This is a genomic window from Lysobacter gummosus, assembly GCF_001442805.1.
Lineage (GTDB): Bacteria > Pseudomonadota > Gammaproteobacteria > Xanthomonadales > Xanthomonadaceae > Lysobacter > Lysobacter gummosus.
In genome coordinates, this window is record NZ_CP011131.1 from 1,161,608 (window position 1) to 1,187,568 (window position 25,961).

A 25,961-nucleotide genomic window follows, 5' to 3' on the forward strand; every position below is an offset into this window, starting at 1 on the left:
TCTCGTGAGAGGGCGCTTCAGCTTTTGTGGGAGGGAGCTTTAGCCCCGATGCTCTTCGCTCAGTTCGCGGCGAGTTGTCCCAAAAGCATCGGGACTAAAGCTCCCTCCTGCAAAAGACTTCGTGCTTCGGCGGCCCGGCGGCGAAAGCCTTAGCCGCCGCCCAGCGCGTGCACGATCTCCACCTTGTCGCCTTCGGCCAGCGCCGTGTCCGCGTGGCGGCCGCGCGGCACGATCTCGCCGTTGATCTCGACCGCGACGCGGCGTTCGCGCAGGCCTTCAGCGTGCAGCAGTTCGATCAAAGTGGTCGGCGCCGCGAGCGAGCGCGGTTCGCCATTGAGCAGAATATTCATGCGGCCATTGTCGCGCGCGGGCCGCCGCGCGGCCAGCATCGGGCTTGGCCGCTGACGCCGGCCCGGTGCCGCCACCGCTCGCGCCAGCGGTGCCGCGCGCCGCCGCCGAAGGCCACGCGCGGCGACACAGCCGCCAAGCTCGATACGAACACCGCACCGCACCAGCACCAGCCGCGCTCGCGAACCGACCCCGAACACGGCCGCCCATACCCCGAGACCTGTGACGTCTGGCCCCGGCAGCACTGTCCCGGGACAGCGATAATCGCGCGGTCGCGGTCCGCCGCGGCCGCCCCCGGGACCGGCGCGAAAGCCGGTGCGAGGCTCTCGCGACGCCACCGCTTTGCCGCGCTGCGCCTTGCCTTGCTCGCCGGGCGCGTGTTTCGATTCGGCCATCCGCCGGCGTATGTCGGTGGAAGGCGCTCTTTTCGGCGGTCGCTGGCTCCGGTTTCGGAGCCGCCGGCCCGCCGCCACCGTTAGTCAATCAGGGAAGTTCATGATGAAACCCGTTCGTACCGCGCTGGCCGCCGCTCTCGTGCTGGCCGCCGCTCCGGCCTTCGCCGCCGGCGATCCCTATTCGCAGACCGTCTTCATCGGCGACAGCCTCACCGATTCGGGCCACTTCCGCCCGGCGCTGATCCAGGCGGTCGGCCCGAACGGCGCGCTGATCGGCCGCTTCACCACCAATCCGGGCCTGGTCTGGTCGGAATGGCTGGCCGACTACTACGGCACCAACGCCACCAGCGACAACCAGGGCGGCACCAACTACGCCGTCGGCGGCGCCCGCACCGGCACCAACACCAGCGGCGCGCTGGGCACGATTCCGTCGCTGGCCACGCAGACCGCCAACTACCTCGCCGCCAACGGCGGCCGCGCCGATCCCAACGCGCTGTACACCGTGTGGGGCGGCGCCAACGATCTGTTCGCGGTCGCCGCCGGCGCGCCGGCGCAGTCCACCATCACCAACGCGGTCACCGCGCAGATCGGCGTGATCGGCGCGCTGCGCAACGCCGGCGCGGAATACATCCTGGTCCCGACGGTGCCCGACCTGGGCGTGACCCCGCAGTTCCGCGCCGGCGGCGCGGCTCAGCAGGCGGCCGGCACGCAACTGGCATCGACCTACAACACCGCGCTGTACGGCGGCATCGCCTCGGCCGGCCTGCGCGTGATCCCGCTGGATACGTTCAACCTGCTGCGCGAAATCACCGCCAACCCGAATCCCTACGGCATCGGCAACGTCACCGGCACGGCCTGCAACCCGCAGATCACCGCCTCGTCGCTGACCTGCAGCCCGGCCAACACCGTGCCGGGCGGCGCCGATACCTATGCCTTCGCCGACGGCGTGCATCCTTCCAGCAAGTCGCACCGCATCCTCGCCGACTACGCCCTGTCGGTATTGGAAGGCCCGCGCTTCATCGCCCTGCTGCCGAACTCGGCTTCGACCGTCGGCCGCGCCCGCGCCGATCAGGTCGCCAACCACGTCGGCGAGCGTTCCGACGGCGAGGGCATGCGCTGGTGGGGCAGCGTGCGCGGCGACTTCCAGCGCTACGGCCACGGCGACCTGTACGACGGCGCCGGCCCGGCGCTGACCGGCGGCGTGGACTGGACCCGCGGCAATCTGGTGTTCGGCGCCTTCCTCGGCTACGGCCAGCAGAAGCAGGACTTCGGTCTGCGCAACGGCGAGTTCGAACAGAAGGACACCAGCATCGGCGGCTTCATCGGCTGGTACGGCCAGCACGCCTGGGTCAACGGCCAGTTGAGCTACACCAAGCTGGACTTCGACATCGACCGCAACGCCAACCTGGGCGCGGTGACCCGCGTGCATCACGGCTCGGCCGACGGCAAGAACGTCACCGCCGCGTTGAACGCCGGTTGGGAATTCGGCGAAACCCTGCGTCACGGCCCGGTGATCGGCATCCTGTCGCAGCGCATCGATGTGGACGGCTTCGCCGAAAGCGAACCCACCCTGTCGACCTCGCTGGCTTATCCGGACCAGAGCTTCGATTCGCTGATCGGCAGCGTCGGCTGGCAGGTCAACTACACCCACAGCGAAGGCTTCCGTCCGTACGCGCGCCTGACCTTCGACCGCGAGTTCGAAGACGCGCCGAAGAACGCCTACGCGCGCCTGCAGACCGTGCCGGGCCTGGGCTACTACGCGGTCAAGGGCCGCGAGTTCGACCAGGACTACGGCACCTTGCTGCTGGGCACGCGCACCAAGCTGTTCGGCCTGGACGCCAACCTGGGCGCCAGCGTCACCGTCGGCCAGGGCGCGGGCAACAACACCACGGTGTTCGCGCAGATCGGCAGCGGCTTCTGAGCCGTCGCGGCCGCGGCGTTTCGCCGTGGCCGCGAGGGTTAGCGCTGGGATGAAACGAAAGACGCGGCGAGCGATCGCCGCGTCTTTTTTTGTGGGGGTACCTTCACCTCGGGCCCGGTGCTGCCGGCTTTTGTGCGATGGCCTTCACGCCCGATGTTTTTCTTTCAGGTCGCGGCGATCGGAACGAAAAGCATCGGGCCTGAAGGCCCTCCCACAGAAGTATTTCAATCCGCCCCGGCTTTGCCCGCGCCATCCTGCATCGGCTGCTGCAGCTGATACTCGAAAAACGCATACACATCCGACCACAGCAACGCGCCCTCATCCATCGAAGTGGCGAAGTGGCCGCTGCCGGCATCGGTGCGGAACCAGACCGGCACCTTGCCGTCGCCGGCCGCGGCCAGGCGCGCGCCGAACTTGCCGCTGTGCCACGGCACCACGCGCTGATCGTTGAGGCCGACGGTCAACATCGTCGGCGGATAGCGCTTGCCGTCGCGGATCTGCTGATACGCGTCCATCGCCGCCAGTTGCTTGAGCCCCTCGGCGGTGCGTGGATCGCCCAGTTCGGCGACCTGATTGGCGCCGTTTTTGCCTTCCAGCAGACGCACGGTGTCGATCAGGCCGGCGTTGATGACCGCCGCGCCGAACTGCTCCGGCTTGCGGGTGATGGCGCCGCCGACCAGCATGCCGCCGGCGCTGGCGCTCCATACCGCGGTGCGTTGCGGCGCGGTGAAGCCCATCTTCGTCAATTGCTGCGCGGCGGCGATGAAGTCCTCCACGCCGCGGTATTTGAGCGGACCTTTGCCGCCGGCATGCCAGGCCGCGCCTTTCTCGCCGCCGCCGCGGACGTGGGCGATCGCATACACGTGGCCCGCCTTGACCCATTCCAGCCGCAACGGATCGAAAGTCGGCTGCATGCTGAAGCCGTAAGCGCCGTAACCAGCCAGCATCGCCAAATTGCGACCGTCGCGCACGGTGTCCTTGCGATAGACGATGCTCAGCGGAACGCGCGTACCGTCGGCGCTGATCGCTTCGGTCAGGACGGTGTCGATGTCGTCGTAATTGCCCGGTGTGGTCGCGCCAAGCTTGAGATCAAGCGGCTTGGCCTCGCCCGGCCGATGCCGGTAGGCCATGCGCGGCCGGGTCCAGCCCTGCAGCACGAACAACAAGCCGTCGGTGCGCGGATTGGCGGCCATCCACGGCGAGGAACCGGAGAACGGCATGTCCAGCGCTTGCGGCGCGGCCTGAGAGCTTTTCTTGTCGGCGTAGGCGATGCGCACGATGTCGTCCACGCCCAGCTTCATGCGCCGCAGGTACATGCCGTCGCGCGCGCCGACCAGATTGTCGGTGCCGACGCTGTTGATCACCGCGTCGGCCGATTCGGGCAGCACCACGCGCGCATCCGCCGCGCGCGCATCGGGGCGGTCGAGGTCGAGCGCCAGCAAGCGCCCGTTGGACGCGTCCTTCGACGACAGCAAGTACAGCGTGGAGCGGTGCAGCACTACTTCCTGCACCTTGTCGTCGAAATCGACCACGCAACGCCACGGCGGGGCCGCGGCGACGGCGAGCTTGCGCGGCGCCACGCAGGCGCGCATTTCCGCGCGCGCGCCGCCGATCGACAGCAGCGCCCAGTCCGAGTCGGCATCGAGTTGCACCACGGGGAAATTCTGCGGCTGCATCGGCGCCGGTTGCTGGTCGCCGGCCTTCTGCAGCAGTGGATCGCTGGCGGCGGGCGTGCCCAGGCGATGGAAGCGCACACGCATGTTCTGGATCGGGTCCTTGCCGACGCGCTCGGACTCCGGCGCCATCTGCGTGTAGGCGAATCCGGAAGCGTCCGCCAGCCACTGGGCGCGGAACTCGCCCCAGACCGAGTCGATGGCGTCGGCCAGCGGCTTGCCGTCGTCCACGCCGAACACGCGGATCTGGGTGATTTCGCTGCCGCCGCGATCGATGTTGACGGCGATGCGCTTGCTGTCGGCGCTGACGCTGTACTCAGTGATCGAGGCGCCGTCCTTGCTCGCGTTCGGATCGAACAATACGCGCTCGCTGCCGTCCTTCTCGCGCACCATCAACACACCTTCGGAGCCTTGCTTCTGACGCAGGAAAAACACCCGCTCGCCGACTGCGCGCTGCAAGCGATGCACCACCGTGCCGGCGCTGACGCCGCGCAGTCGCTCGCGCCAACCCGCCGTCGCCGGCAGCGCGTCCAGGCGCGCGCGCGTGGCCTCGCCCTGCAGGCGCAGCCAGGTCTGGAATTCGGCATTGTTGTCGCCCTCCATCCACCGGTACGGATCGGGCAGGGTCAGCCCGAACGCGTGATCGACGGTGTCCACCGTGCGCGCCACCGGCGGCGCTTCGGCGGCACCGGCCGCCGGCAGGATGAACGCGGCCGCGAGCAGGCAGGGCAGGGAGCGAAGGTTCATGGCGAATGCGGGCCGTGACGAAGATCGCAGCGATCATCGCAGACGGCCCGGCGGCTCGAATGTGCCCAAAGCAGCGATGTCGGCGATCGCGGGCGGGCCTGTGCGCGCGGGCAAGGTTTCGGCGGGGCGGCGGCGCGGGGATCGATGGCTGCGCCGTGGTCACGGACTGGCCGGCGTTGCCGCCTCGACGCCCCGGCGCACGCCGCGTTGCCAAGCCGGTACCCGGGCGCATAGACTTTCGGTCACGCGGGTGTAGTTCAATGGTAGAACTGCAGCTTCCCAAGCTGCTAGCGTGGGTTCGATTCCCATCACCCGCTCCAACTTCCGACAGGGACAAGGCCGAATGCCTTGTCCCTTTTGCTTTTCCCGGCCGCAGGCGCGTCCTGAGGTGCGTCGATCCGAGCGTGGATCGCATCTATTCATTGTTCGGGAAGTTCGGGTGCCGGCAGGGCATGGGCAGTCGGCTTCACCGCCGCCTTCTCGCAGGCGCAGCCGCAGCGCAGCTAATGATCCCAAGGCCTACTTGGTCGCGTTGACGAACGCACCCAAGTCTTCAAGCCGATGCGCCCAGAACAGCGCAAGACTCTGCTGATCCTGCGCATGGGCAAGATGCCGCGTCTTGAACACGCCCGACAGCATGGCCGCAGGCACTACCTGCGATACGCCGAAAGCTTTGATCCAGTGCGCGGCCTTGGCGGCGGCATCGTTGTTCAGGCGTTTGACGCTGTTCAAGGCGCTGTTGGACACCTTGCACTCGATCAGCAGCAGGCGGCCGTCGTGCAGGGACACCACGATGTCGGCTTTGCGGCCGTCTACTTCCGATTCGCCGCAGAACGATCCGGGCGGGGGCGTGTCGCGCATGGTGTCGATCTTTCGCGGCGCTTCTTCGCGCAGTCCGAGCACGTCGCGAAGGTAGGCTTTCACCGCGCGTTCCTGATCGTCCTTGTCGGCGTTGCGGCGGATGGTCGCGACGCGCTGGTACGTCAGCAAGGACGCGGTGGCGACGATCGCGGCTTTCCATTCGGCCGGACTGGGGCGTCGGGCGGTAATCACCCATTGAAACCGGAAAGGATCGAGCGTTTGCTGGATCGTCCGCAGAACGCTGCGCGCTTGCGAGGGTTTACGCAGCGCGGCGCCGCTCAGCGTGGAGTCGGCGAGCACCTTCAGGTCGTCGGCGGAAATCGGCGGCGCGGCGAGGTAGCGCAGGGCGTCGCCGAGCTGCATGCGGTAAAGCTGCGCGATTTGCCGGGAGTGGATGCGCTGGGGCGCGCGCAGGTCGAGTTCGCGGAAGACCGCGCGCACTTCGCGCCGGCTTGCGCGAAACGTCGCTTTCCACAGCGCCAGCGGCTCGCCCAGCCGCGCCCATCGGAAGGCCGAGACCGCGGCGTGCGCGTCTTGCGCCATTTCGGACGCCGTCCAGGTCCGGGGCGTCGCCGTCATGCGCCCAGGGCGTCCAGGTTCGGAACCAGCACGCGCTCGAGTTCTTTCGGCTCGAATTTGGTCAGGCCGCCGGCATAGGTGCGGCCGTCCTCGGTGATGACGTTGTGGCGCAGCCAGCTCGCGAGCGCGTCGAGTTTCGCCGCCGGCATGTCCTGTCGCGGGTAAAGCCCGTGGGCGATATTGATGTGGCGCGCATCGCACAGGTTTCGCACGAATGCCGGCGCGCGCCGCGCCATGTAGGTGGACAGGATCGGTGCGGGCTGTTTCAGGCCGACCGACCACCAGGCCTTGCGATGGCGGGCGATGTAGGACTGGTCCGCGCCTTGCTGCCGCGCCCAGGTCAGGAAGCGCTTGACCGCTTTTCTGGCCTCGGCGTCGAGTACGTCCAGGTCGGCCGGCAGATCCACCACGCAACGCAGCGGCTGCGCGTTATCCAGTTGCGCGCCGGCGCAGAGCAGATCGCGGGCGCGGGTGATGGTCGGGATCAGCACACTGCTGGGCAGGCGGCGGGCGTGCTCGCCCGCGATCCAGACATCGTTGCTGCCGGTCACCTGGCCGCGATGCACGCGGCACAGCTCGCCCAGCTCGACATAGCCCTCCGGTACGACCCGCGCCGGCTTGAACAACGGCGACCAGCGCGCCGCGTTGCGCACGCTGTCCCACGGCACGACGTCGCCTTTGCTCAAGCCGTTGAGCGTCTCCATCGACTCGACCGCGCGCACGCGCAAGCCTTGCGACGGCTGGCCGATCTTGAAGCAGGTGATGGCGCCGGTGGTCGCGGTGTTCTCGAACGGCATGGCGCGCGCGTCCAGAACGTGGACGGCGACGCCGCCGAGTTGATCGGCCAGCAACCGGCGCAGCGTGGCGCCGTAGTTCACGTCCAGCCATTCGGCGGAGGTGATGAACGCGCCGATGTCGTTCGGCTGCGCGAGCTGCAACGCGCGCAGGAAGAAATGGATATGCAGTCCCGCCAGTTTGCTCGCGCGCAGCCCGTAGGCGTGCGCCGATTCGGCAAACCAGGTTTTCCACGCCTCGCCGATTTCATGATGGCGAACGTAGGGCGGATTGCCGATGAACAGCGTGCGCCCATCGATCCGCTCCAGCGCGGCCTGGCGGAAGTCCTCGACCACGATGGTCGCGCGCTCGATGCATCCGTGCACGGTGAGGTTGGCCCGCAGCATCAGCGCTGCGACCGGGTCGAGTTCGACGCCGATCAGCCGGGCCTGCGGAAAACGCAGCGCGGCGGCCATCAGGTAGCGGCCCGAGCCCGCGCCCGGATCGATCACGCGGTCGGGCGCGCCTTGCTCGGCGCACCAGCTCAGCATCGACTCGACGATGGGCGCCGGGGTGTAGACCGCGCCCAGGCGACGGCGGACTTCGGACGAGCGCAGGCGCAGGAAGACTCCGCCCAGCGGGTCGGAGCCTTGCCCGATCAGGCCGCGCGCCCGCTCGACCATGCTGCGGTCGGCCATCGGCGCGATGCCCTTGGCGGCGGCGCGCTCGGCGGCCGACAACGACGCACCGCGCCCGGCCAACGCCAGGCACAGGGCGATGAGTTCGCGTTCGTTCTGGATCAGCCGAGGCTCCTGCGGATGCCCCCTGCGCGCGGCTGGGGCACGGCGGACATCGGCAGGTTTCTTTTTCAGACCTGTCATGGCCATTCCCGTGCGATGGCCCGGCAGCGAAGATGCTGCCCGGGCCGATCTCGTATTTTTACCATGGGCGTCTCACGGAGTGATACCGGCGCGCTTGCCGTGCGGCATCGCTTCGGCGGTCGCGGTGGGTCCGAGCCGATGCGTGGCGATGAGCGGTGCTTCGCTTTTGCGGCGGCTCGGGTCGGCTCGATACGCGTTGCCAGATGCCACTGCAACGAGGATGGATCGGGCCGTTCCGTTATGCCTTCGTTAGTCCGCTGCCATCGCGCGCATTTGCGCTTGAACACGAGCCAACCGCGAACCCGGCCGATGCCGTAAGACCCCCCGGTTTATGCGCACACTCGCCGCGCTGATACTCAGTAAGGACACGCGGGATGAGGCAAGGAATCCGTTCCCGGAGCGCGACCGCGCGTCCGGAACCGAGCGCCGTACAACGATCCACCGTTCCTGCGCGCGATCGCGCCGAACGCGGCGCCGCGGCACTTTTCGTGCTGGCGCTGCATGCCGGCCTGTTCTGGTTCGGCGAAAGCCTGCTCGCGCCGCTGCCGCGCATGGCCGATGCCGGCGAAGATCCGCTGTTGGTGTTGTTGCCGCCGCGCGCAGCACAGATCGCGCCGATGCCGCGCGTACAACCGCCGCGCGTCACGCCGGCCCGTGCGCCGCGCATTCCCGCACGACAGCGCGACGCCGCGCCCGCCACGGCGTCGGCGTCGGCAAGCATCGACATACCCGTCGCGCCCATCGCCGCCGAACCCGAACCCACCGGCCTGACCGCGATCCGCATCGATCCATCCGCGCTCGCCGCGTCGCCGCGAACGCCCTGGGACGCGCCGGCGGGCAGGGCCTTCGCCAGCCGCGCGCCGGCATTGCCGGGGCAGGGCGCGCAACGCTTCAAGATGCAGGCGCCGCGTTCGATCGCATCCACGGTGAAACAGATCGGCCGCCTGTTCGGCGGCGGAGGTCCGGACGACTGCCAGGAAACGCGCAAGAACATCCGCGACCTGGCCGTGCTCGGCGCCGACGCGGTGGCGCAGGAACTGGAAGAAGAACGGCGCAATTGCCGTAACTGAGCGCGTGCCCGCGGGCCTCGCCAGCGCAGACCGTGTTTCGATTCTGAACCCTTCATGCGCGGCATGTCCGCGCTTGGGCGTGTAAAAAAATCATTGTTCCGCACCGGATACGCACAGCGTCGGCGGACGCATCGACGCTCGCGCCGCCCGCGGGTTAGACTGCGCGCCCGGTTCCGCAGCGAACCGTCGCGCATCGCTTCGCAGCCTCGGGCCGGGTCGATCAGCGCCCGCTGCGATCCGATACGTACGGCGGCCGCGAGGCCGCCGTTTTTTGTCGCCACGGCGACGGCCTGGAATGAACCACGCCCGCGCGGCGCGGTCCAAACCGCGTCGAAGCCACGCCAACCGCAATCGCCACACCGGAGGTGCGATGTCATCCAAGATCGTCCTCGGTTGGCGCGAGCTGGCGGTGTTGCCGTCGCTGGGCATCGCCGGCATCCGCGCCAAGATCGACACCGGCGCGCGCAGTTCGGCGCTGCATGTGGACGCGCATTGGCGCTATGTCGAAGCCGGCGAGCCCTGGGTCGGGTTCCGCCTCAGTCCCGGCGCGGTCGGCGCGGGCGAGGTCGAAGCGGCCGCTCCGGTGTTCGACGAACGCGAGGTCACCGACTCCGGCGGCCATCGCACCCGCCGCGTGTTCATCCGCACCGTGCTGAGTCTGGCCGGCGCCGAACGCGAAATTGAAATAAACCTGTCGGATCGTCGCGGCATGCGTTTCCCGATGTTGCTGGGCCGCACCGCGGTGGCGCAGGTGTTCACGATCGATCCGGCACGCTCGTTCCTGCATGGACGCGCGCGACGCCGGGTACCCCGCAGCTGACCGGCGCGCGACCGCGATCGCGCGACGCCACCTTCCCCACTTCCAGCCGACCTCTCCTATGAAGCTCGCGATCCTGTCGCGCAACACCAAGCTCTACTCGACGCGCCGGCTGGTGGAGGCCGCCCGCGAACACGGCCACAGCGTGCGCGTGCTCGATCCGCTGCGCTGCTACATGCGCATCGCCTCCGACGGTTTCCAGATGCACTACAAGGGCCGCGAAATCGCCGGCTATCACGCGGTGATTCCGCGCATCGGCGCCTCGGTGACGCGTTACGGCTCGGCCGTTCTGCGCCAGTTCGAGCTGATGGAGACCTACACGCCGAACACCTCCGACGCGATCCTGCGCGCGCGCGACAAGCTGCGCAGCCACCAATTGCTGGCGGCCGAACGCATCGGCCTGCCGGCGACGGTGTTCGGCGACAACCCCGACGACACCGCCGACCTGCTGTCGATGCTCGGTCCGCCGCCGCACGTGATCAAGCTCAACGAAGGCACCCAGGGCGCCGGGGTGATGCTCACCGAGAAGCTGTCCGCGTCCAAGGGCGTGATCGAGGCGCTGCGCGGGCTGTACGCGAATTTCCTCGTGCAGGAGTTCGTCGCCGAGGCCAAGGGCGCGGACCTGCGCTGCTTCGTGGTCGGCGGCAACGTGGTCGCGGCGATGAAGCGGCAGGCGCCCAAGGGCGACTTCCGCTCCAACCTGCACCGCGGCGGCACCGCCAAGGGCGTACGCGCCAGCGCCGCCGAGCAGGAGGTCGCGATCCGCGCCGCCCAGGTCCTGGGCCTGGGCGTGGCCGGCGTGGACCTGATCCGCTCGGCCCGCGGTCCCCTGGTCCTGGAAGTGAACGCCTCGCCGGGCCTGGAGGGCATCGAGGAGGCCAGCGGGGTGGATGTGGCCGGGGAAATCATCCAGTACGTGGCCAGCCGTTTGAAGACCAAACCGGCGCGTCGCACGGCCGCGAGACGCTGAACGGGGCCTCGGCCCGGGGTCGGGCTTGCCCGATTTCCGGCAAATGGCAAGCCGGGCAGGTCATCTGCCGGCGACCCGCCGAACGGCAGGTTCCCGGCGCGGAAGGGCTGGGCCGGCCCGATCGCAATTTCAAGTTGCGATTAACTTTTATTTAACATCGTTTTTAACGACGGTTTAATCGAAATCCGCGTAGCGTTACCCGTACCGAAGCTCTGCCGATCTTCCAAGTCACGCTCCTCGTCAGAACGTTACGGATAGGGATCTGGTCGTACGCAGGTTACGGTAATCGGGGCAATACCCTTTTGGCCCAGGCGCGGTGGCCCCGCGTCTGGGCCTTTGTTTTGCCCGCTTTTCAGGCCCGGGCGAGGCCGCCGGCGCCGACCGCAGCTGAGGCGCGCCCCACCGGCGCGCGAGGGCCGTGACTTCCGGCCCATTCGCCGCGGCGCGCTTTGGCCGATCCCTGTCCCACGCTTCCACTTCCCGTTCATTTTACAAACGCTCTGGCAGAATCCTCTGCTTGCCGCCGCTGCGCACTCGCGCAACGGCACCAATGGAACCCGGGCGCTCGATCGCGGTCGAACGCCAACTTACTGGGACGAGCCACATGCGCATACTCGTGATCGAAGACAACCAGGACATCGCCGCCAACCTCGGCGATTTTCTCGAGGACCGAGGCCACACGGTGGATTTCGCCGCCGACGGCATCACCGGCCTGCATCTGGCGGTCGTGCACGACTTCGACGCCATCGTGCTGGACCTGAACCTGCCCGGTCTGGACGGCCTGGAAGTCTGCCGCAAGCTGCGCAACGAAGCGCGCAAGCAAACGCCGGTGCTGATGCTGACCGCGCGCGACAGTCTGGACAACAAGCTCGCCGGTTTCGATTCCGGCGCCGACGACTACCTGATCAAGCCGTTCGCGTTGCAGGAAGTCGAAGTGCGGCTCAACGCGCTGTCGCGCCGCGGCCGCGGCGTGCAGACGCGCGTGCTCAACGCCGCCGATCTGGAATACAACCTGGACACGCTGGAGGTACGGCGCCAGGGCAAGCTGCTGCAGCTCAACCCGACCGCATTGAAAATCCTGCAGGCGCTGATGGAAGCCTCGCCGGCGGTGGTCACGCGCCAGGAACTGGAAACCCGCGTGTGGGGCGAGGAACTGCCCGACTCCGACAGCCTGCGCGTGCACATCCACGGCCTGCGCGCGGTGGTGGACAAGCCCTTCGATACGCCGCTGATCCAGACCCGTCACGGCATCGGCTATCGCATCGCAGCGCCTGAAAGCAACGGTTGATCGCGTGGCATCAGGGGACCCGGCCGCATCGCGGTTGAAAAAGAAGAAGCGCTTCCGGCGGCGGTTGCGCAGCCGCATCATTTTGTCGTTCGTGCTGTTGGGCTTCGGCCTGACCGCGATGTTCGCCTTCGCCACCAACTGGACCCGCTCGCGGGTCGAGAACCAGTTGGTCGAGGACGCGATGAATCGCAACATCAACAAGGCGGCGCAGCAGTTCGAACTCGATCCCGGCAATCCGCAGTTCGGCTTCGACCAGGTGCGCGCGTTCGTCTACACGCCGGACAAGTTCGAATCGGTGCGGATCAACCGACCGGAGTGGTACGAGCTCAAGGACGGCATCGTCGGCATGAACGGCGTGGGCGACGACGGCAAGCCGTTCGCCTACCGGCTGGCGGTGCGTAAGACGCCGCGGGCGTGGTTCTTTCTCGCCTACGACATGACCCCGTCGGCGCGCAGCGAAATGCAATTCAACCGTGCGCTGTATCTGTCGGTGCTGGTGTTCACCCTGTTCTCGCTGCTGGTCGGCTGGTGGGCGGCGTCGCGGGTGATGAGCCCGGTGTCGGAACTGGCGCTGCGGATCAAGCGTTCCGGCCGCAGCGCGCAATCCGAGGCGCTGGCCGCGCACTTCCCCGACGACGAGGTCGGCCAGCTCGCCGAGGCGCTGGACGACTACGCCGAGCGCCTGACCAACGTGGTCCAGCGCGACCGCGAGTTCAACGCCGACGTCAGCCATGAGCTGCGCACGCCGTTGGCGGTTATCAAGGGCGCGGTCGAATTGCTGCTGTCGCGACCGGACCTGGAGGACAAGACTCGCAACCGGTTGTTGCGTATCCAGCGCGCCGAGCAACAGTGCACCGACCTGATCAGCGCGCTGTTGCTGCTCTCGCGCAGCGAGCGCGGGCACGGCGCGACCGACATCGCCAAGTTGTCGGAGCAACTGCTGGAGGCGCATCGCGCCCAGCTCGGCGGCAAGGCGCTGGCGCTGAGCGTGGAAGGCGCGCGCGGCCTGGTGGTGGACGCGCCGGAAGCCGCGGTCGCGGTCGCACTGGGCAATCTGATCGGCAACGCGGTCAAGTACACGACCGAGGGCGAGGTGGTGGTGCGCTTGCACGATCACTCGGTGGAAGTGATCGACTCCGGCCCTGGCCTGAGCGCCGAGGACGCGGCCAAGCTGTTCGAGCGCGGCTACCGCGGCACCCACGCCGGCCATTCGCAGGGCGGCGGCATCGGTCTGTCGATCGTGCGTCGGTTGTGCGAGTTGTACGGGTGGGATGTGCGCGTGAAGCCGGGTGAGGTCAAGGGCGTGGTGGCTACGTTGACGTTCGGGGCGGCGGATCGGTTGAACTGATTGGCTGGCTCGGCGGATGGGCCTGACGGTCTAGGCGGCAGGCCTCGCGACGGGTGCGATGACTTCTGCACCCTCGCTCGCTTAGAGCCTCTGAAATAGGGCAGTCATTCCCGCGGACGCGGGTTCTGCTTTACGTGGGCGGAGCCGAACATCCAGAGCCTTCAGCGCATCCTTCCAGAACGTCATTCCCGCGAACGCGGGAATCCAGTGCCTTTCGTGCGAGAACGTTTGAAGTCTCTGGATGTTCGGCTCCACCGAAGTAAAGCGGAGCCCGCGTTCCTTCCAGACCGTCATTCCCGCGAACGCGGGAATCCAGTGCCTTTCGTGCGAGAACGTTTGAAGTCTCTGGATGTTCGGCTCCGCCGAAGTAAAGCGGAGCCCGCGTTCGTGGGAATAACGAGCAAAAAACGCGGATGCCCGGCACACAGCGCCCGGCACCGGCATCCGAAGCAGAGCGCTCAAACCGCCTCTCAGAAAACCTGCACCCGCTTCACGCAAACCCGGCCCGTACTCTGCCCGGACGCCGACACCTCGCCCTGCGAATACACCGCCACGCGCATGCCCGGGCGGTCGAAGTTGTCGTTGATGAAGCGGCCATGCTCGCCGCGATACGGCGTGCGCTTGAAGCCCATCTCCTCCAGCGCGGCGGTGAAGCGCGGGTAGTCGAGCCGGCACAGCTCGGCGAGCGGCGGATTCGCCTCGGGCGCGATGGGATCGAAACTGAAGTTGAAACGCGCGCCGACCGTGCGTTGCGGATCGACTTCGAAATTCTGGTTCCACTGCGCGTCGAGCGCCTCGCCGTAGCCGTAACGCTGCGATTCATCGCGCGCGCGCTGTACCGGCACGCCCATCGTCCGGCTCAGGCGCTCGACCGTGAAATCTTCCAGCCGCGCGCTGGTGCGGATGAGTTCGAGCAGGTGGGTGAGCATCTGTTCGGCGCTGAGCCTGGGCGCGGCGGCCGCGGACGACGTTGGCGCATGCCTCACAGCGGGCGATGTGTCGGCGGAGGTATGCGCGCAGGCGCTCAGGCCGAGCGCGGCGATGGCGGCGAGACAGGGAACTGCAGGGCGGACGGACATGCCGGCCTCTCGGGCGAATGCGCTCGGCGAGCTATACGCGCGCCGTGGCGGCGCTGTCAAATGCGTGCATCGGATGTTGCGATGGCCGGCGCGTAAGCGCGTGGCGATAGCCATCGCGCAAAAACGAACGACCCGCGGCTGGGCCGCGGGTCGTGGGATCGTCGATAGCGCTTGGCGGCGGCGATGCGCTCGCCGCCGCCGAGCGATGAGGCGATTACTTCACCGCTTCCAGCCAGCCGTACTTGTCCGCGGTCTTGCCGTTGAACAGGCCGAAGAACAGTTCCTGGATGCGTTCGGTCACCGGGCCGCGACGGCCGGTGCCGACCTGGCGGCCATCGACCGAGCGGATCGGGGTGATCTCCGCGGCGGTGCCGCACATGAACAGCTCATCGCACAGGTACAGGTATTCGCGCGGCAGATCGCGCTCGATCACTTCGATGCCGACATCGCGCGCCAGGGTGATGATGGTGTTGCGGGTCAGGCCGTTGAGCAGAGCCGCGCTCACCGGCGTGGTGTGCAGCGCGCCGTTGAAGACCAGGAACAGGTTCTCGCCCGCGCCTTCCGACAGCAGGCCGGTGGACGCCAGCGCGATGCCTTCGCCGAAGCCCAGGCGCCGCGCTTCGCGCGCGACCAACTGGCCCGAAAGGTAATTGCCGCCGGCCTTGGCGCCGGCCGGAATGGTGTTGGGCGCGAACCGCTGCCAGCTCGACACGCAGGCGTCGATGCCTTCTTCGAGCACGCTGGCGCCGAGGTACTGGCCCATTTTCCAGGTCGCGACGGCGACGTCGGTCGGCGTGTCGGCCGACAGGCCGAAACCGCCCAGGCCGCGATAGGCGACCGGACGCAGATAATCGGTGGTGTGACCGTTGGCCTTGATGACTTCGTGGCAGGCGTCGTTGAGCTGCGCCAGCGAATACGGAATGCCCATGTCGTAGATCTTGGCCGACGCGAACAGACGGGTGTTGTGGTCGTTCAAGCGGAAGATGATCGGACCGTTCGGCGTGTCGTAGGTGCGAATGCCTTCGAATACGGAAGAGCCGTAGTGCAGCGCGTGCGACATGACGTGGGTGGTCGCTTCGGCCCAGCGCTTGATCGCGCCGTTATGCCAGATCCATTCGGGGTATTGCATCGTCGGCTTCCGTGGTCGGGTGGGGAAACCGCTATTGTGCCCTGCGCCGGTACTCCGGCCCAACCGACGCCGGGGTATGTGCTTTGCCGCACGAGGGCGGCGCGCCCGTTCAGCCTTTGATCCACCAACAGCCGAAATGGCGGGTCAATCCGAACACCGTGCGCGACGGCGTGATGCCGTTGCCCAGGGTTTGCTCCAGGCGCAGCGCCACCGGTGCGCGACGTTGCGCGACCGGCGCCGCGGCTTCGCTCTGGACGGCGGCCTCGGGCGGCGCGGCCTCGGCGTCCATCCCGGCCGGGCGGCCCAGGCCGGTGGCCGGCGGCGGCGCGGAGGTGGCCGGCGGCAGCGGCGTGAGCGCGGCGTTCGGCGCCGCCGGCGGCAGGGTGGTCCATTCGCCGGCCGCGGGCGCGGCCACGGGTGCGGACGGCATCACCGGCGCGATGTCGAGCAGCGGCCGTTGCGCGATCGCGTCCAGGCGCTCGATCACCGAGTAGGCCTGCGCGTCGGACATGCCGGCCCAGTGATACACCGAGGCCAGCTTGTTGCCGTCGTGCGCGTCGATGGCGTGGGTGATCTGGCCGACCAGATCGCGCAGATTGCGCGCGCAGCCGCCGGTGTAGGCCGGTGGTTGCGCTTGCGCGGCGCCGCGCGGCAGGCGATCGACGCCGCCGACCGTGGCGCAGTCGCGATCGGTGTAGACCGAATTGCCGCGCGTGTCCGTGCAACGGCGGATCTGCGCCTGAGCGGCGCCGGGATGCAGCGCCATCGCGGTCAAGGCGAGCGGCGGCAGCAGGGACAGGCAGAGTCGGGCGAACGAAGGCATCGGCGAAGACTAGCGCCGGGGAGCGGTCGTGGACAGTGCGCAGGCGTGGATTTGCGGGTGGGGCGGGGCGGCGTGGCAGGTGCGAGGTCGGTTATGGGAAGGCCTCGATGGCTTCGCGGTAAGGCTTGAAGCGAAAGTTTCTGGTGATTTGAATGAAGAGCATCGGGGCTGAAGCTCCCTCCCACAAAAAACTTCCCGCTCGCGAAGTTTCTTGTGGGAGGACGGCATTTGTCGGAGGCAGCTTTAGCCCCGATGCTTTCGTATCGGACATCAGGAAACCCAAAAACGAACTCGCCGCCGCAAACACTGCGACGGCGAGCTTGTTTACAAAGAACATCGAACCAGATGCGGCTACGCCGCCACATCAAGCGCGATCGCAACCATCATCAGCGGAACGCCGCCACCGTGGTCGCGCGTTCGTTCAACACCCGGGCGTTGTTGTTCTTGGCCGCGGTGCCCATCGGCGCGCCGTTGTAGGTGATGTTCGGGTTCGACCAATAGTTCCGGCGCGGACAATTGACCGGGCAGTTGTAAGCCATGATCGTGCGCCAGGCGTTGTTCGGACCCCAATAGCCATGGCCGTAGGCATAGACCGTGTTGGTGCCGTTGCTGGGATCGTGGTGCGCGCCGAAGTTATGCCCGATCTCATGCGCGAAGCTGTAGTAACCGGTCATGCAGCTGGCGCCGACCACGCTGAAGGCGCTGGCCGCGTTCGAGTTCAGATAGCCCAGGCCGCAGTACGCCGGATCGGTGATGATCAGGACGTTGACGTCGGCGGCGATGCTGTTGCGGGTGGAGTGATAGCCGTCGAGATAGCCGTCGCTGGTGCCGCGGAAGCGGGTCAGGTCGGTGTTGAAACCGGCGGTGACGTAGCTGTTGGTGTATTGCCCGGCCAGCTCGAAGCGCACGTTGACCGCGCTGTTGGCGAAGCTCTGGTTGCTCTCGGTGATCGCCAGATTGGCCTTGGTCAGGGTGTTGCCGACCGCGTTGGCGGCGGCCTGGGTGTAAACGATCATCACCCGCACCGTCGCCGGCGCCTTGTCCAGGGCCGCGGCTTCGTTGAACTTGGGATCGTTGAGGAACGGAACGATCGGCTTGGCGCTGTAGGCCGCGGACGGGTGATCCGGCGGCATCAGCGCTTCGTCGATCAGGCTGACGGTGTGGCCGCCGTTCCTGAGCGGATCGATGCGGTACAGCTTGCCGCCGCTGCGCACGGTGCCGGACATCTGGTCGCCCTGGCGCACGATGATGGCGGACTCTTCCGGATCGTCGATCAACTCCGCGCCGGTGAACTGATTGATGCGCTTGAGCTGGGCGTTCGGATCGCCGACCAGGCCTTGCCAGATCACGATGCCGTCGGGCTTGCTTTGCGCCTGCAGCTTGTGCGCCTTGAGGTTGACGCCGGGAGCGAGGTTGAGCAGCAGCTCCTCCTGGTTCACGTTGATCTGCGCGGTATCGGCGCGGACCAGATCGACCTTGACCGCGGCGCGCTCGGCCTTGACGGCCTTGTAAGCGGTATCGGTGTTGGCGCTGCGCAGCACGGCGTTGGCGGGCGAGGAGAACAGCGGGGCGGGCGAGGCGGCCGAAGCGGCGCCGGCGAAGCCCAGCGACAGAGCGATGGCGAGATTCAACGGCAGCAATTTATTGCGTGCGGGCATCATGATGCTCACTCTCCATAGAGGACCGCTGCGCGCCGCGAACCCGTGGCCTGGGTTCGCGTCGGCGGTCGCGAGGGCATCGCTCGTCGTGGCGATGCATCCTGCGGGCAGTGAGCTACCGCGCCGTCTCGGCGCTCAAGACCGAACTTGTCCTAGGACAAGCTCAAGGTGAGAACTGCCTTAGCAGTTCGTCGCAGGTATTAGACCTGGACATTATTTTTTGTGACGAACCGCATCCGTTTAAATGTACATGAACGGCTGTTTCGCGGCGTCCAAGGCGGTCGCTTCAGGCGATGCGCGAGAGCACCGTCAAGGTCGGCTTGGCCAGATTGAGCGTGTAGAAATGCAGGCCCGGCGCACCGCCTTCGATCAAGCGGCTGCACAACTGCGCGACCACGTCGGCGCCGAACTCGCGGATGCTGTCGGCGTCGTCGCCGTAGGCATGCATGCGCTGGGCGATCCAGCGCGGAATCTCCGCGCCGCACATGTCGGAGAAACGCCGCAACTGACTGAAGTTGGCGATCGGCATGATGCCCGGCACGATCGGAATATCGATGCCGGACGCGCGCACGTCGTCGACGAAACGGAAGTAAGCGTCGGGGTTGTAGAAGTACTGCGTGATCGCGCCGTTGGCGCCGGCACGGACCTTGCGCTTGAAGTTCTCCAGATCCGAATGCGCGTCGCGCGCTTGCGGATGGGTTTCCGGATACGCGGCGACTTCGATATGGAAATGGTCGCCGGTTTCGGCGCGGATGAATTCGACCAGTTCGTTGGCGTAGCGCAGGTCGCCGGCGCTGGCCATGCCCGAGGGCAGGTCGCCGCGCAGCGTGACCAGGCGCTTGCAGCCGATGTCGCGATACAGCGCCAGCAGTTCGCGGATCTCCACGCGGGTGCCGCCGACGCAGGACAGATGCGGCGCGGCGTCGAGCTTGTGCTTCTGGCGCAGCCGGCGAATGGTTTCGGGCGTATAGCTCAGGGTCGAACCGCCGGCGCCGAAGGTGCACGAGACGTAGTGCGGCGTATACGGCTTGAGCTTGGCCGCGGTCTTGTCGAGCTGGCTGCGCTGATCGTCGGTCTTGGGCGGGTAGAACTCGAAGCTGATGGGCAGCATGGGCGGGGCCGCGGCGGCGTGGGCGAGAAGTATGGGGATAATATCTCTTTATCGCGATGAATCAAATTTGTTTTGGCGGGGTTGGTTGCCGCGGAAACGGGGCGGGGCTGAGCTGGGAAGGGGCGGAGGGGGCACTTCGTGGCATCGCGTGGCGAGTACAGGGGTATGCAAGCGCGGCCTTGCGGGCCCGAAGCGGCCTGATGAGATCGAACCGCCGCCTGGGCGGACATGCCTACCCATACGGCCGTGCCGGCTGCGTTCGCCGCGCCACTGCGCTATAGATTCCGCATCTCCGGCTCGAACCGCGCGCCATGTCCGACCACATCCTCGACAACCCCATCTGGCAATCGCTGAGCACCCGTCATCGCGAGCTGGCTCTCGGCCAAGGCGACGCCGCGCGCTACCCCGCATCGATCGCGCCGTTTCTCGGCGTCGCCCGCCACGGGGAAGCGATGGACCCATCGCTCGCCGCCCTGGTCCCACCCGGCGACACCGCGCTGCTGCTGGGCCGCGCGCCCAGCGTCGGACCCGGCTGGGAACTGCGCCACATGACCGACCTGGCGCAGATGATCAGCCCCGACCCCATCGCCGCCGCCGACGCTGCGGACATCGTCGAACTCGGCCCCGACCAGCGCGACGACGTACTGGCGCTGACCGCGCTGGTCTACCCGCACTACTTCCGCCCGCACACCATGGACCTCGGACGTTATTTCGGCATCTACCAAGGCGACCGCCTCGCCGCGATGGCCGGCGAGCGCATGGGCACGCACGACTACACCGAACTCAGCGCTATCTGCACCCACCCCGATTTCCTCGGTCGCGGCTACGCACGGCGTCTGCTGATCTTTCTGTCGAACGACAACCACGCGCGCGGACGGATTCCGTTCTTGCATGTGAGTCACGAGAACCCGCGGGCCATCGAGTTGTATGAGCGCAATGGGTATCGGTTGCGGCGGGATATTCCGTTTTGGTCGTTGCGGTGGGTAGGCGAATAAACAGTGTGCTGAGAAGTTTCACGAAGCAATCGCCGCGAAGCCGCGTCGCATGATGTAGCTACTGGCGATGTTTCAGCTCAATTTGCGTGCCTGAAACACCTGGAATTACACGGTTTTTTGGCCCTGGTACGCAAGGTCGTGACTGACGACAATGTGGCGGTGCCGATCGCTTCGGATTCGGCGCGAATCCGTCCGTAACCATTTGCCCAGCTCGACCAACAACCGGAGTGACGCGCGACCCGGAGATGTATCGGGTCAAGAAGGGTAACCAATGGTTCTTCGGTCTGAAAGCGCATATCGGTGTGGATCGTGATTCGGGTCTGGTGCATATTCCCTTGGTATCCGACAGCCGGTCTCGCCAAAAGAGACTTTTGTCACCGACGCTATGTTCAAGAATGATCTCGATGTGCTCGCCACGCTGGACCGTTGGCCAGCCTAACTACTGACACTGACATGGATACGTCATATGCCGCTCGCCTTACTCCGCTTCCATAGCAGCTCGGCCCGCCACTCCGCGCGGCCCCTCGTCTCATCAAACCGCATCCCCAAGGCACAGGCTTTCAGCCTATGCCGTAGTGCCGCGCCAAAAGGAGTTGCACCGTGAAGTTAGGTTCAATAAAAAATTCATTCGGGGCTATACCCCCCGAGACCGCAGACCGCAAAAAAAGCGCCTTGTGGATAGTCGCGCTGTTGCGTCTGACCTTGCTGCTATCGCTATCCATGCCCTGGGCTGCCCAGGCCTGCGATAAAAGCTGGGGGTACTCGAACTATCCTAACAGCGTACGCTTGCGCGCCTACTGCAAGACCCCTGAGGAAGCACGGGATGCTTGTTACGCCCTTGTCGATACCCTGCAATACCATCGCAGTCACTGTATCGACGGCGGAAATATTTATTCAGCTGGAAATTTTCGGACGGGTCCTGAAACATGGCTTTATGCGACCTTTCTCGGAGACGACCACCTCGCTCAGCCCGAGAAGAATATGGGTGAGCCTAAATGCCCTGGGCAATGTTTCGGCGATCCAATCAACGCCGGAAACGGCAACAAATTTGAATCTAAAGTCGAGTATCGGGGCGAGGGTCCGTTCCCGCTTGAGTTTTCCTGGACCTACAACTACCTCTTGCCCGCCGGAGCATTTCCTCCGCACTCCTACACGCTGGGCGGCAACCGCACATTCAACTATGGCAGTCGAATCGGCCGATGGAGCGTATTTGGCGTCGTCGGGACCACCGTGCTCGTGTCAAGACCCGACGGAAAAATGGCGTCGTTCGAGCAGTCCGAGTCCGGAGGGGATTGGGTCCCAGCGGTCGGCCAGGACTATCGCCTGAAACAGCTGCCAGCTGGATGGGAGTATCAAGACGAAGATGGTCACTACGAAGTATTCAACGCCGACGGGCGACTCATCGAGTTGCGTGATCAGGACGGGTATCGTCAAACACTGGAATACAATGCCGCCGGCCTGCTGGTCTCAGTCAGGGATTTTCTTGGGCGTACGCTCGGCTTCGAGTACAACGCGGCAAATCTGATCGCCAAACTGAATCTGCCGGATGGGCGTGCGATCAAATTTTCATATACGCCGCAGAATCGTTTAAGCGTCGTCGAGTATCAAGACGGCTCTACCGTCAAGTACCTATACGATGAGGCGAGCTATCTCGGTTCGGCCACTACTCTGGATGGCGCGCTGACTGGCGTCGAAGATGAGTCGGGCGCGCGTTACTCGTCCACTCACTACAACTGGGACCTCGCCCTAGACACCGAGTTGTCCGGTTCGCTGGATCGCTACAGCGCCAATTACGAGCGGTCGAACAACCGTACGTATATGGCGTATACCGCCATCGGCTTGCCGTCGGGTGCGACCCGAAAGCTTTACCTGACAGCGGTGAACTACAAGATTCTGCCGCGCAAGATCATCACGGAGTGCGTGGATTGCGCGCCCCGCACGATGGAGTACGCCTACGACACCAACGGTCGGTACGACGTCATCAACGATAACGGCGTGACGACTGACTACGATTTCGATGCTCGCGGTTTGCCGCTACAAACCGTGGAAGCGTCCAACGACACCACCGGCCACCGCCGCACCACTCAGACCGATTGGCATACGAGCTTTCGCGTGCCTTTGGAAAGCCGCGTCCTCGACGCGAATGACGCCTTGGTCGCCAAAAACACGTGGACGTATAACAATCGCGGCCAAACGCTGACGGCGACCCAGATCGATCCCTCCGGTCTGCTGGCCCCGCGCACAGCCGCCTACCGTTACTGTGAGCAGGCTGACGTTACCGCTGGCTCCTGTCCGCTGGTCGGGTTATTGCTGTCCGAAGACGGCGCGCGCACGGATGTGGCGGACGTAACCCGTTATGTCTATTACCCCAGCGACGACGCGGGTTGCGCAAGTTCGCCGTCGAACTGCGCACATCGCAAAGGCGATTTGTGGAAGGTCGAGAACGCCCTGGGTCAAACCAGTCAGGAAGTTCTGCGGTATGACGGCGCCGGGCGAGCGATTTCGTCGAGAGACATCAACGACGTCGTCACCGACTACGAGTTCAACACCCGTGGCTGGCTTGCCGCGATCAAGACGCGCGGCGACAACGACGCGAGCGAAAGCGACGATCGCATCGCGCGCCTGGACTACTGGCCGACTGGGCTGGTGAAGAAAGTCACGCTTCCGGATGGTGCCTTCGCCAGCTACACCTACGACACCGCACGCCGCCTGACCGCGATTACCAATGAGGCCGGTAACTCGATTCAATATTCCCTCGACAGCCGCGGCAATCGCGTCAAAGAAGACATCAAGACCGCAAGCGGCGCAATTACGAAGACGTTCTCGCGGGTCTACAACCTGTTGAACGAATTGCAGGCCGTCAAGGACGCATCACAGAATGCGACGAGCCTTACCTACGACAGCCGAGGCAACCCGAACACGTCCACCGACGCGCTTGGACGGATAACGGACCAGGATTACGACCCGCTGAACCGGTTGATACGCACTCTGCAAGACGCCAATGGCTTGGCTGTAGATACCAAAGTGAAATACAACGCACGCGATCAAGTCGCGCAGGTTACCGATCCCAATGGACTGGCGACCACTTACGGCTACAACGGCTTAGGCGATCAAACCCGCCTCGAAAGTCCGGACACCGGCATCACCGACTTCACGTATGACGCCGCCGGCCTGCTGGCAACCAAGAAGGACGCCAATGACGCGACAGCGCATCGGTATACCTACGATGTGCTGGGCCGGCCAACAGCGATCTTCTACACCGCGGCGGGGACCGCCGATGTGGAGTACGACTACGACACCGCAAGTGCCGCCTGCGCCGCGGGTGAGACTTTCGCAAAGGGTCGGCTCAGTGCCATGCGCACCGACGGCACCGAGTTGCAGTATTGCTATGACCGCTTCGGCCGCGTGGCGCGCAAGGTACAGATCGTCAGCGGCAAAAGCTTTACGTTGCGCTACGCCTACAACAACGCCGGCCGGCTGCAAGCTGTCACCTATCCGGACGGCGCGGTCGCCGACTACACGCGCGACGCAAGTGGGCGTATTGCACAGGTCCACGTCACGCCGGCAGGTGGCGTCCGCACGCCGCTGTTGACCGGCGCCACCTATCAGCCCTTCGGGCCGGTGGCCGGCTGGACCTATGGCAATGGCCGCACTCTGAGCCGCAGCTACGATCTCGACTATCGCCCGAAGACCGTGTTCGACAACGCCAGCGGCGGCCTGTCCCTGGGCTATGGCTACAACGCGGTCGGAAATCTGACCGAGCTGAAGGACGGTCTGCAAAGTACGACGCTGGCGAAGTACGACTACGACGCTTTGAACCGTCTGAACGTTACTCGCGATGGCCCCAGTGGCACGGCCTTGGAAACCTACGCTTATGACCAGACTGGCAATCGCAAGAGTTTTACCAACGGTATCGGCACCAGCACTTACGACTATGCCCCCGGCAGTCATAAGCTTGCTAAAGCGGGCGCCATCACGCGCGGCTACGATGCGGTAGGTAACACGACCTCAATTGGCGGCACGACGAAGGAGTTCGTTTACAGCGCCAATGACCGCATGAAACAGATCAAGCAGAGCGGTGTGGTGACGATGGGCTACCGCTATAACGGAAAGGGTGAGCGGGTCGCAGCGATTAATAACGATACCGGGCCGGTTACGAACTATGCGCTATATGACGAAGCCGGACACTGGGTCGGGGATTACGACAGCACCGGCGCAACAATCCAGCAAGCCATCTGGATGGACGATGCGCCCGTTGGGTTGCTGGCCGGTGCGGCCATCGCGCAGTCGTTGAAGTACATAGAGACTGATCACCTAGGCACGCCGCGCGCTGTCATCGATCCTACCCGCAATATGGCGATCTGGACGTGGAGCGCAAAGGGTGAGGCTTTCGGCAAGGATACCCCCAACCAGGATCCTGACCTGGATGGCGTTGCGTTTTTGTTCAACATGCGCTTGCCGGGGCAGAGATTCGATGCCGGTAGCGGACTCGTCCACAACTACTTCCGCGACTACGACCCCGGCACTGGTCGTTACGTACAGAGCGATCCAATTGGACTATCTGGAGGCATAAGTAGTTATTCTTATGCATACTCCAGCCCCCTAGAATCAACGGATCCCTTTGGATTAAGACCTGGCGACTGTTATCTCACTCCAGACATTGCAGCGGCAAACGCGATCGTGGAATCACTTCCATACTCTCTAAGAAATAATTGGGAGTATGGTAGCTGGATATATAAGACAAAGAATGGTTATTACACATACGATGACCCCAGGACTAGCTGGAATACTGAATATGTCAATGCTGGAGACCCGCCCGCAGGCTTAATTTCACTTGGAAAATGGCATACTCACGCTCGTGAACCCTATCCTGCCAAGCCCATTCGAGAAACTTTCTCAGCAGGCGACATACGTATACCGTATGGTCAGTTCGAGTGGCTCGGAACTCCCACCGGGAAAATACTCAAGTACAGCAGCATGGGGAGAGGGGATGCCCAACCACTACCCCAGCCGTCGCCGAGGAACCAAGATGCATGTGATTGCAGCGCCCCCAGAAAAAAGAGCATCATTGAAAGTATAATGGAATACTTGGGTCTCGAGTGAGGACAAGCAATGAATATCATCACAAATATAGCGGTCATGATATTAGTACTGATTTCATCCGTCCCCCTGCGACTTGCGGCAGGGGAGCCGCCTGATCGCCTAATCAAAGCGGCCGATGTTGCTATATCGTCATATTCAAAAAATATCTCTGAAAGGCACACGACGCCCGGTGCTGACGGCGATTACATGCGAAACATTCACAGCTACAACATAGGCATTAGTCAAAATTCAAGATATTTCGTCTTTGTTTTCCTGCCTCGCAATAAGAATTTTTCCGGCGGCGGCGGTGAGGTTTGGGTGTCAAAGGAAAACATGAGGGTGGAAAAAACTGCCAACTATTTTTAGCGTATGAAGCTTAGCTAACGCCGTGTGTACGACATACGGAGGAACA

The 25,961-nt window shown here is 65.1% G+C and carries 19 protein-coding genes, 1 tRNA gene and 1 pseudogene; 12 read left to right on the forward strand and 9 right to left on the reverse strand.

The features are described from left to right. Nucleotides 1-48 precede the first annotated feature (48 nt). Nucleotides 49-153 carry a DUF6053 domain-containing protein gene (locus LG3211_RS27400; RefSeq protein WP_222837575.1) on the forward strand — a complete coding sequence of 35 codons (105 nt, stop codon included), beginning with the start codon at nucleotides 49-51 and terminating at the stop codon, nucleotides 151-153. Here the strand turns inward: LG3211_RS27400 and thiS are convergent. Continuing rightward, nucleotides 150-350: a sulfur carrier protein ThiS gene (gene thiS / locus LG3211_RS04710; protein WP_057945277.1), complete on the reverse strand. Its 201-nt coding sequence runs from the start codon at nucleotides 348-350 to the stop codon at nucleotides 150-152. The genes LG3211_RS27400 and thiS overlap by 4 nt on opposite strands. 496 nt (nucleotides 351-846) lie before the next feature. On the opposite strand from thiS, the gene LG3211_RS04715 reads away from it, so the two are divergent. Beyond that, complete coding sequence (locus LG3211_RS04715; RefSeq protein ID WP_425479936.1) at nucleotides 847-2,664, forward strand: autotransporter outer membrane beta-barrel domain-containing protein; 1,818 nt, start codon at nucleotides 847-849, stop codon at nucleotides 2,662-2,664. A 224-nt stretch (nucleotides 2,665-2,888) separates the two neighbouring features. Here the strand turns inward: LG3211_RS04715 and LG3211_RS04720 are convergent, their stop codons facing one another. After that, nucleotides 2,889-5,084, reverse strand: coding sequence for a prolyl oligopeptidase family serine peptidase (locus tag LG3211_RS04720; RefSeq protein ID WP_057941813.1), 2,196 nt, complete (start codon nucleotides 5,082-5,084; stop codon nucleotides 2,889-2,891). Between the two features lie 246 nt (nucleotides 5,085-5,330). On the opposite strand from LG3211_RS04720, the gene LG3211_RS04725 reads away from it, so the two are divergent. Then, a tRNA-Gly gene (locus LG3211_RS04725) sits at nucleotides 5,331-5,404 on the forward strand. A gap of 199 nt (nucleotides 5,405-5,603) precedes the next feature. Here the strand turns inward: LG3211_RS04725 and LG3211_RS04730 are convergent. Then, complete coding sequence (locus LG3211_RS04730) at nucleotides 5,604-6,488, reverse strand: XamI family restriction endonuclease (protein WP_187313134.1); 885 nt, start codon at nucleotides 6,486-6,488, stop codon at nucleotides 5,604-5,606. Between the two features lie 32 nt (nucleotides 6,489-6,520). Beyond that, nucleotides 6,521-8,179: an Eco57I restriction-modification methylase domain-containing protein gene (locus tag LG3211_RS04735; protein ID WP_148648745.1), complete on the reverse strand. Its 1,659-nt coding sequence runs from the start codon at nucleotides 8,177-8,179 to the stop codon at nucleotides 6,521-6,523. Nucleotides 8,180-8,667: 488 nt separating this feature from the next. Here LG3211_RS04735 and LG3211_RS04740 point away from each other — a divergent pair, with 488 nt between their 5' ends. The 5 genes from LG3211_RS04740 to LG3211_RS04760 all read left to right on the forward strand — a co-directional run bounded on the left by LG3211_RS04740 (nucleotide 8,668) and on the right by LG3211_RS04760 (nucleotide 13,672). Next, nucleotides 8,668-9,249 carry a hypothetical protein gene (locus tag LG3211_RS04740; protein WP_057941815.1) on the forward strand — a complete coding sequence of 194 codons (582 nt, stop codon included), beginning with the start codon at nucleotides 8,668-8,670 and terminating at the stop codon, nucleotides 9,247-9,249. Between the two features lie 370 nt (nucleotides 9,250-9,619). Next, nucleotides 9,620-10,069, forward strand: a complete 450-nt coding sequence (locus LG3211_RS04745; protein ID WP_057941816.1) for an ATP-dependent zinc protease family protein — start codon at nucleotides 9,620-9,622, stop codon at nucleotides 10,067-10,069. 58 nt (nucleotides 10,070-10,127) lie between these two features. Further along, nucleotides 10,128-11,036: a 30S ribosomal protein S6--L-glutamate ligase gene (rimK, locus tag LG3211_RS04750; protein WP_057941817.1), complete on the forward strand. Its 909-nt coding sequence runs from the start codon at nucleotides 10,128-10,130 to the stop codon at nucleotides 11,034-11,036. Between the two features lie 604 nt (nucleotides 11,037-11,640). Continuing rightward, nucleotides 11,641-12,324, forward strand: coding sequence for a response regulator transcription factor (locus LG3211_RS04755; protein ID WP_036106879.1), 684 nt, complete (start codon nucleotides 11,641-11,643; stop codon nucleotides 12,322-12,324). Nucleotides 12,325-12,328: 4 nt separating this feature from the next. Continuing rightward, entirely contained in the window at nucleotides 12,329-13,672 is a 1,344-nt protein-coding gene (locus LG3211_RS04760) for a sensor histidine kinase (protein WP_057941818.1), read from the forward strand. 470 nt (nucleotides 13,673-14,142) lie between these two features. Here LG3211_RS04760 and LG3211_RS04770 read toward each other — a convergent pair whose 3' ends face one another. From LG3211_RS04770 to metF, 5 genes are all read right to left on the reverse strand, one after another. Beyond that, nucleotides 14,143-14,751 (reverse strand): hypothetical protein, encoded by a 609-nt coding sequence (locus tag LG3211_RS04770; protein WP_148648746.1) that lies wholly within the window; start codon nucleotides 14,749-14,751, stop codon nucleotides 14,143-14,145. Nucleotides 14,752-14,965: 214 nt separating this feature from the next. Beyond that, on the reverse strand, nucleotides 14,966-15,880 hold the full coding sequence (locus LG3211_RS04775; RefSeq protein WP_057941821.1) for a branched-chain amino acid transaminase: 915 nt from the start codon (nucleotides 15,878-15,880) through the stop codon (nucleotides 14,966-14,968). Nucleotides 15,881-15,989: 109 nt separating this feature from the next. Then, entirely contained in the window at nucleotides 15,990-16,703 is a 714-nt protein-coding gene (locus LG3211_RS04780; protein WP_057941822.1) for a hypothetical protein, read from the reverse strand. Nucleotides 16,704-17,089: 386 nt separating this feature from the next. Beyond that, entirely contained in the window at nucleotides 17,090-18,364 is a 1,275-nt protein-coding gene (locus LG3211_RS04790) for a M12 family metallo-peptidase (RefSeq protein ID WP_148648747.1), read from the reverse strand. Nucleotides 18,365-18,647: 283 nt separating this feature from the next. Further along, nucleotides 18,648-19,472 carry a methylenetetrahydrofolate reductase [NAD(P)H] gene (gene metF, locus LG3211_RS04795; protein WP_057941825.1) on the reverse strand — a complete coding sequence of 275 codons (825 nt, stop codon included), beginning with the start codon at nucleotides 19,470-19,472 and terminating at the stop codon, nucleotides 18,648-18,650. Nucleotides 19,473-19,783: 311 nt separating this feature from the next. Here metF and LG3211_RS04800 point away from each other — a divergent pair, with 311 nt between their 5' ends. The 4 genes and pseudogenes from LG3211_RS04800 (at nucleotide 19,784) to LG3211_RS25420 (ending at nucleotide 25,915) form a co-directional block, all read left to right on the forward strand. Next, a complete protein-coding gene (locus tag LG3211_RS04800) occupies nucleotides 19,784-20,467 on the forward strand; it encodes a GNAT family N-acetyltransferase (RefSeq protein ID WP_057941826.1) in 684 nt (227 codons plus the stop codon). A 205-nt stretch (nucleotides 20,468-20,672) separates the two neighbouring features. Continuing rightward, nucleotides 20,673-20,796 (forward strand): annotated as a pseudogene (locus LG3211_RS25415) (IS5/IS1182 family transposase); the annotation flags it as partial. Between the two features lie 271 nt (nucleotides 20,797-21,067). Further along, entirely contained in the window at nucleotides 21,068-25,570 is a 4,503-nt protein-coding gene (locus LG3211_RS04805; protein ID WP_148648748.1) for an RHS repeat-associated core domain-containing protein, read from the forward strand. 9 nt (nucleotides 25,571-25,579) lie between these two features. Beyond that, a complete protein-coding gene (locus LG3211_RS25420; protein WP_148648749.1) occupies nucleotides 25,580-25,915 on the forward strand; it encodes a hypothetical protein in 336 nt (111 codons plus the stop codon). Nucleotides 25,916-25,961 lie beyond the last annotated feature (46 nt).

Excerpts from the sequence above, each read along its gene's own strand:
- LG3211_RS04790 (WP_148648747.1), bottom strand. The coding sequence starts at position 18,364 with ATGATGCCCGCACGCAATAAATTGCTGCCGTTGAATCTCGCCATCGCT.
- thiS (WP_057945277.1), bottom strand. The coding sequence starts at position 350 with ATGAATATTCTGCTCAATGGCGAACCGCGCTCGCTCGCGGCGCCGACC.
- LG3211_RS04745 (WP_057941816.1), top strand. The coding sequence starts at position 9,620 with ATGTCATCCAAGATCGTCCTCGGTTGGCGCGAGCTGGCGGTGTTGCCG.
- LG3211_RS04800 (WP_057941826.1), top strand. The coding sequence starts at position 19,784 with ATGTCCGACCACATCCTCGACAACCCCATCTGGCAATCGCTGAGCACC.
- LG3211_RS04720 (WP_057941813.1), bottom strand. The coding sequence starts at position 5,084 with ATGAACCTTCGCTCCCTGCCCTGCCTGCTCGCGGCCGCGTTCATCCTG.
- LG3211_RS25420 (WP_148648749.1), top strand. The coding sequence starts at position 25,580 with ATGAATATCATCACAAATATAGCGGTCATGATATTAGTACTGATTTCA.
- LG3211_RS04770 (WP_148648746.1), bottom strand. The coding sequence starts at position 14,751 with ATGTCCGTCCGCCCTGCAGTTCCCTGTCTCGCCGCCATCGCCGCGCTC.
- metF (WP_057941825.1), bottom strand. The coding sequence starts at position 19,472 with ATGCTGCCCATCAGCTTCGAGTTCTACCCGCCCAAGACCGACGATCAG.
- LG3211_RS04730 (WP_187313134.1), bottom strand. The coding sequence starts at position 6,488 with ATGGCGCAAGACGCGCACGCCGCGGTCTCGGCCTTCCGATGGGCGCGG.
- LG3211_RS04735 (WP_148648745.1), bottom strand. The coding sequence starts at position 8,179 with ATGACAGGTCTGAAAAAGAAACCTGCCGATGTCCGCCGTGCCCCAGCC.
- rimK (WP_057941817.1), top strand. The coding sequence starts at position 10,128 with ATGAAGCTCGCGATCCTGTCGCGCAACACCAAGCTCTACTCGACGCGC.
- LG3211_RS04755 (WP_036106879.1), top strand. The coding sequence starts at position 11,641 with ATGCGCATACTCGTGATCGAAGACAACCAGGACATCGCCGCCAACCTC.
- LG3211_RS04775 (WP_057941821.1), bottom strand. The coding sequence starts at position 15,880 with ATGCAATACCCCGAATGGATCTGGCATAACGGCGCGATCAAGCGCTGG.
- LG3211_RS04715 (WP_425479936.1), top strand. The coding sequence starts at position 847 with ATGAAACCCGTTCGTACCGCGCTGGCCGCCGCTCTCGTGCTGGCCGCC.
- LG3211_RS27400 (WP_222837575.1), top strand. The coding sequence starts at position 49 with ATGCTCTTCGCTCAGTTCGCGGCGAGTTGTCCCAAAAGCATCGGGACT.
- LG3211_RS04780 (WP_057941822.1), bottom strand. The coding sequence starts at position 16,703 with ATGCCTTCGTTCGCCCGACTCTGCCTGTCCCTGCTGCCGCCGCTCGCC.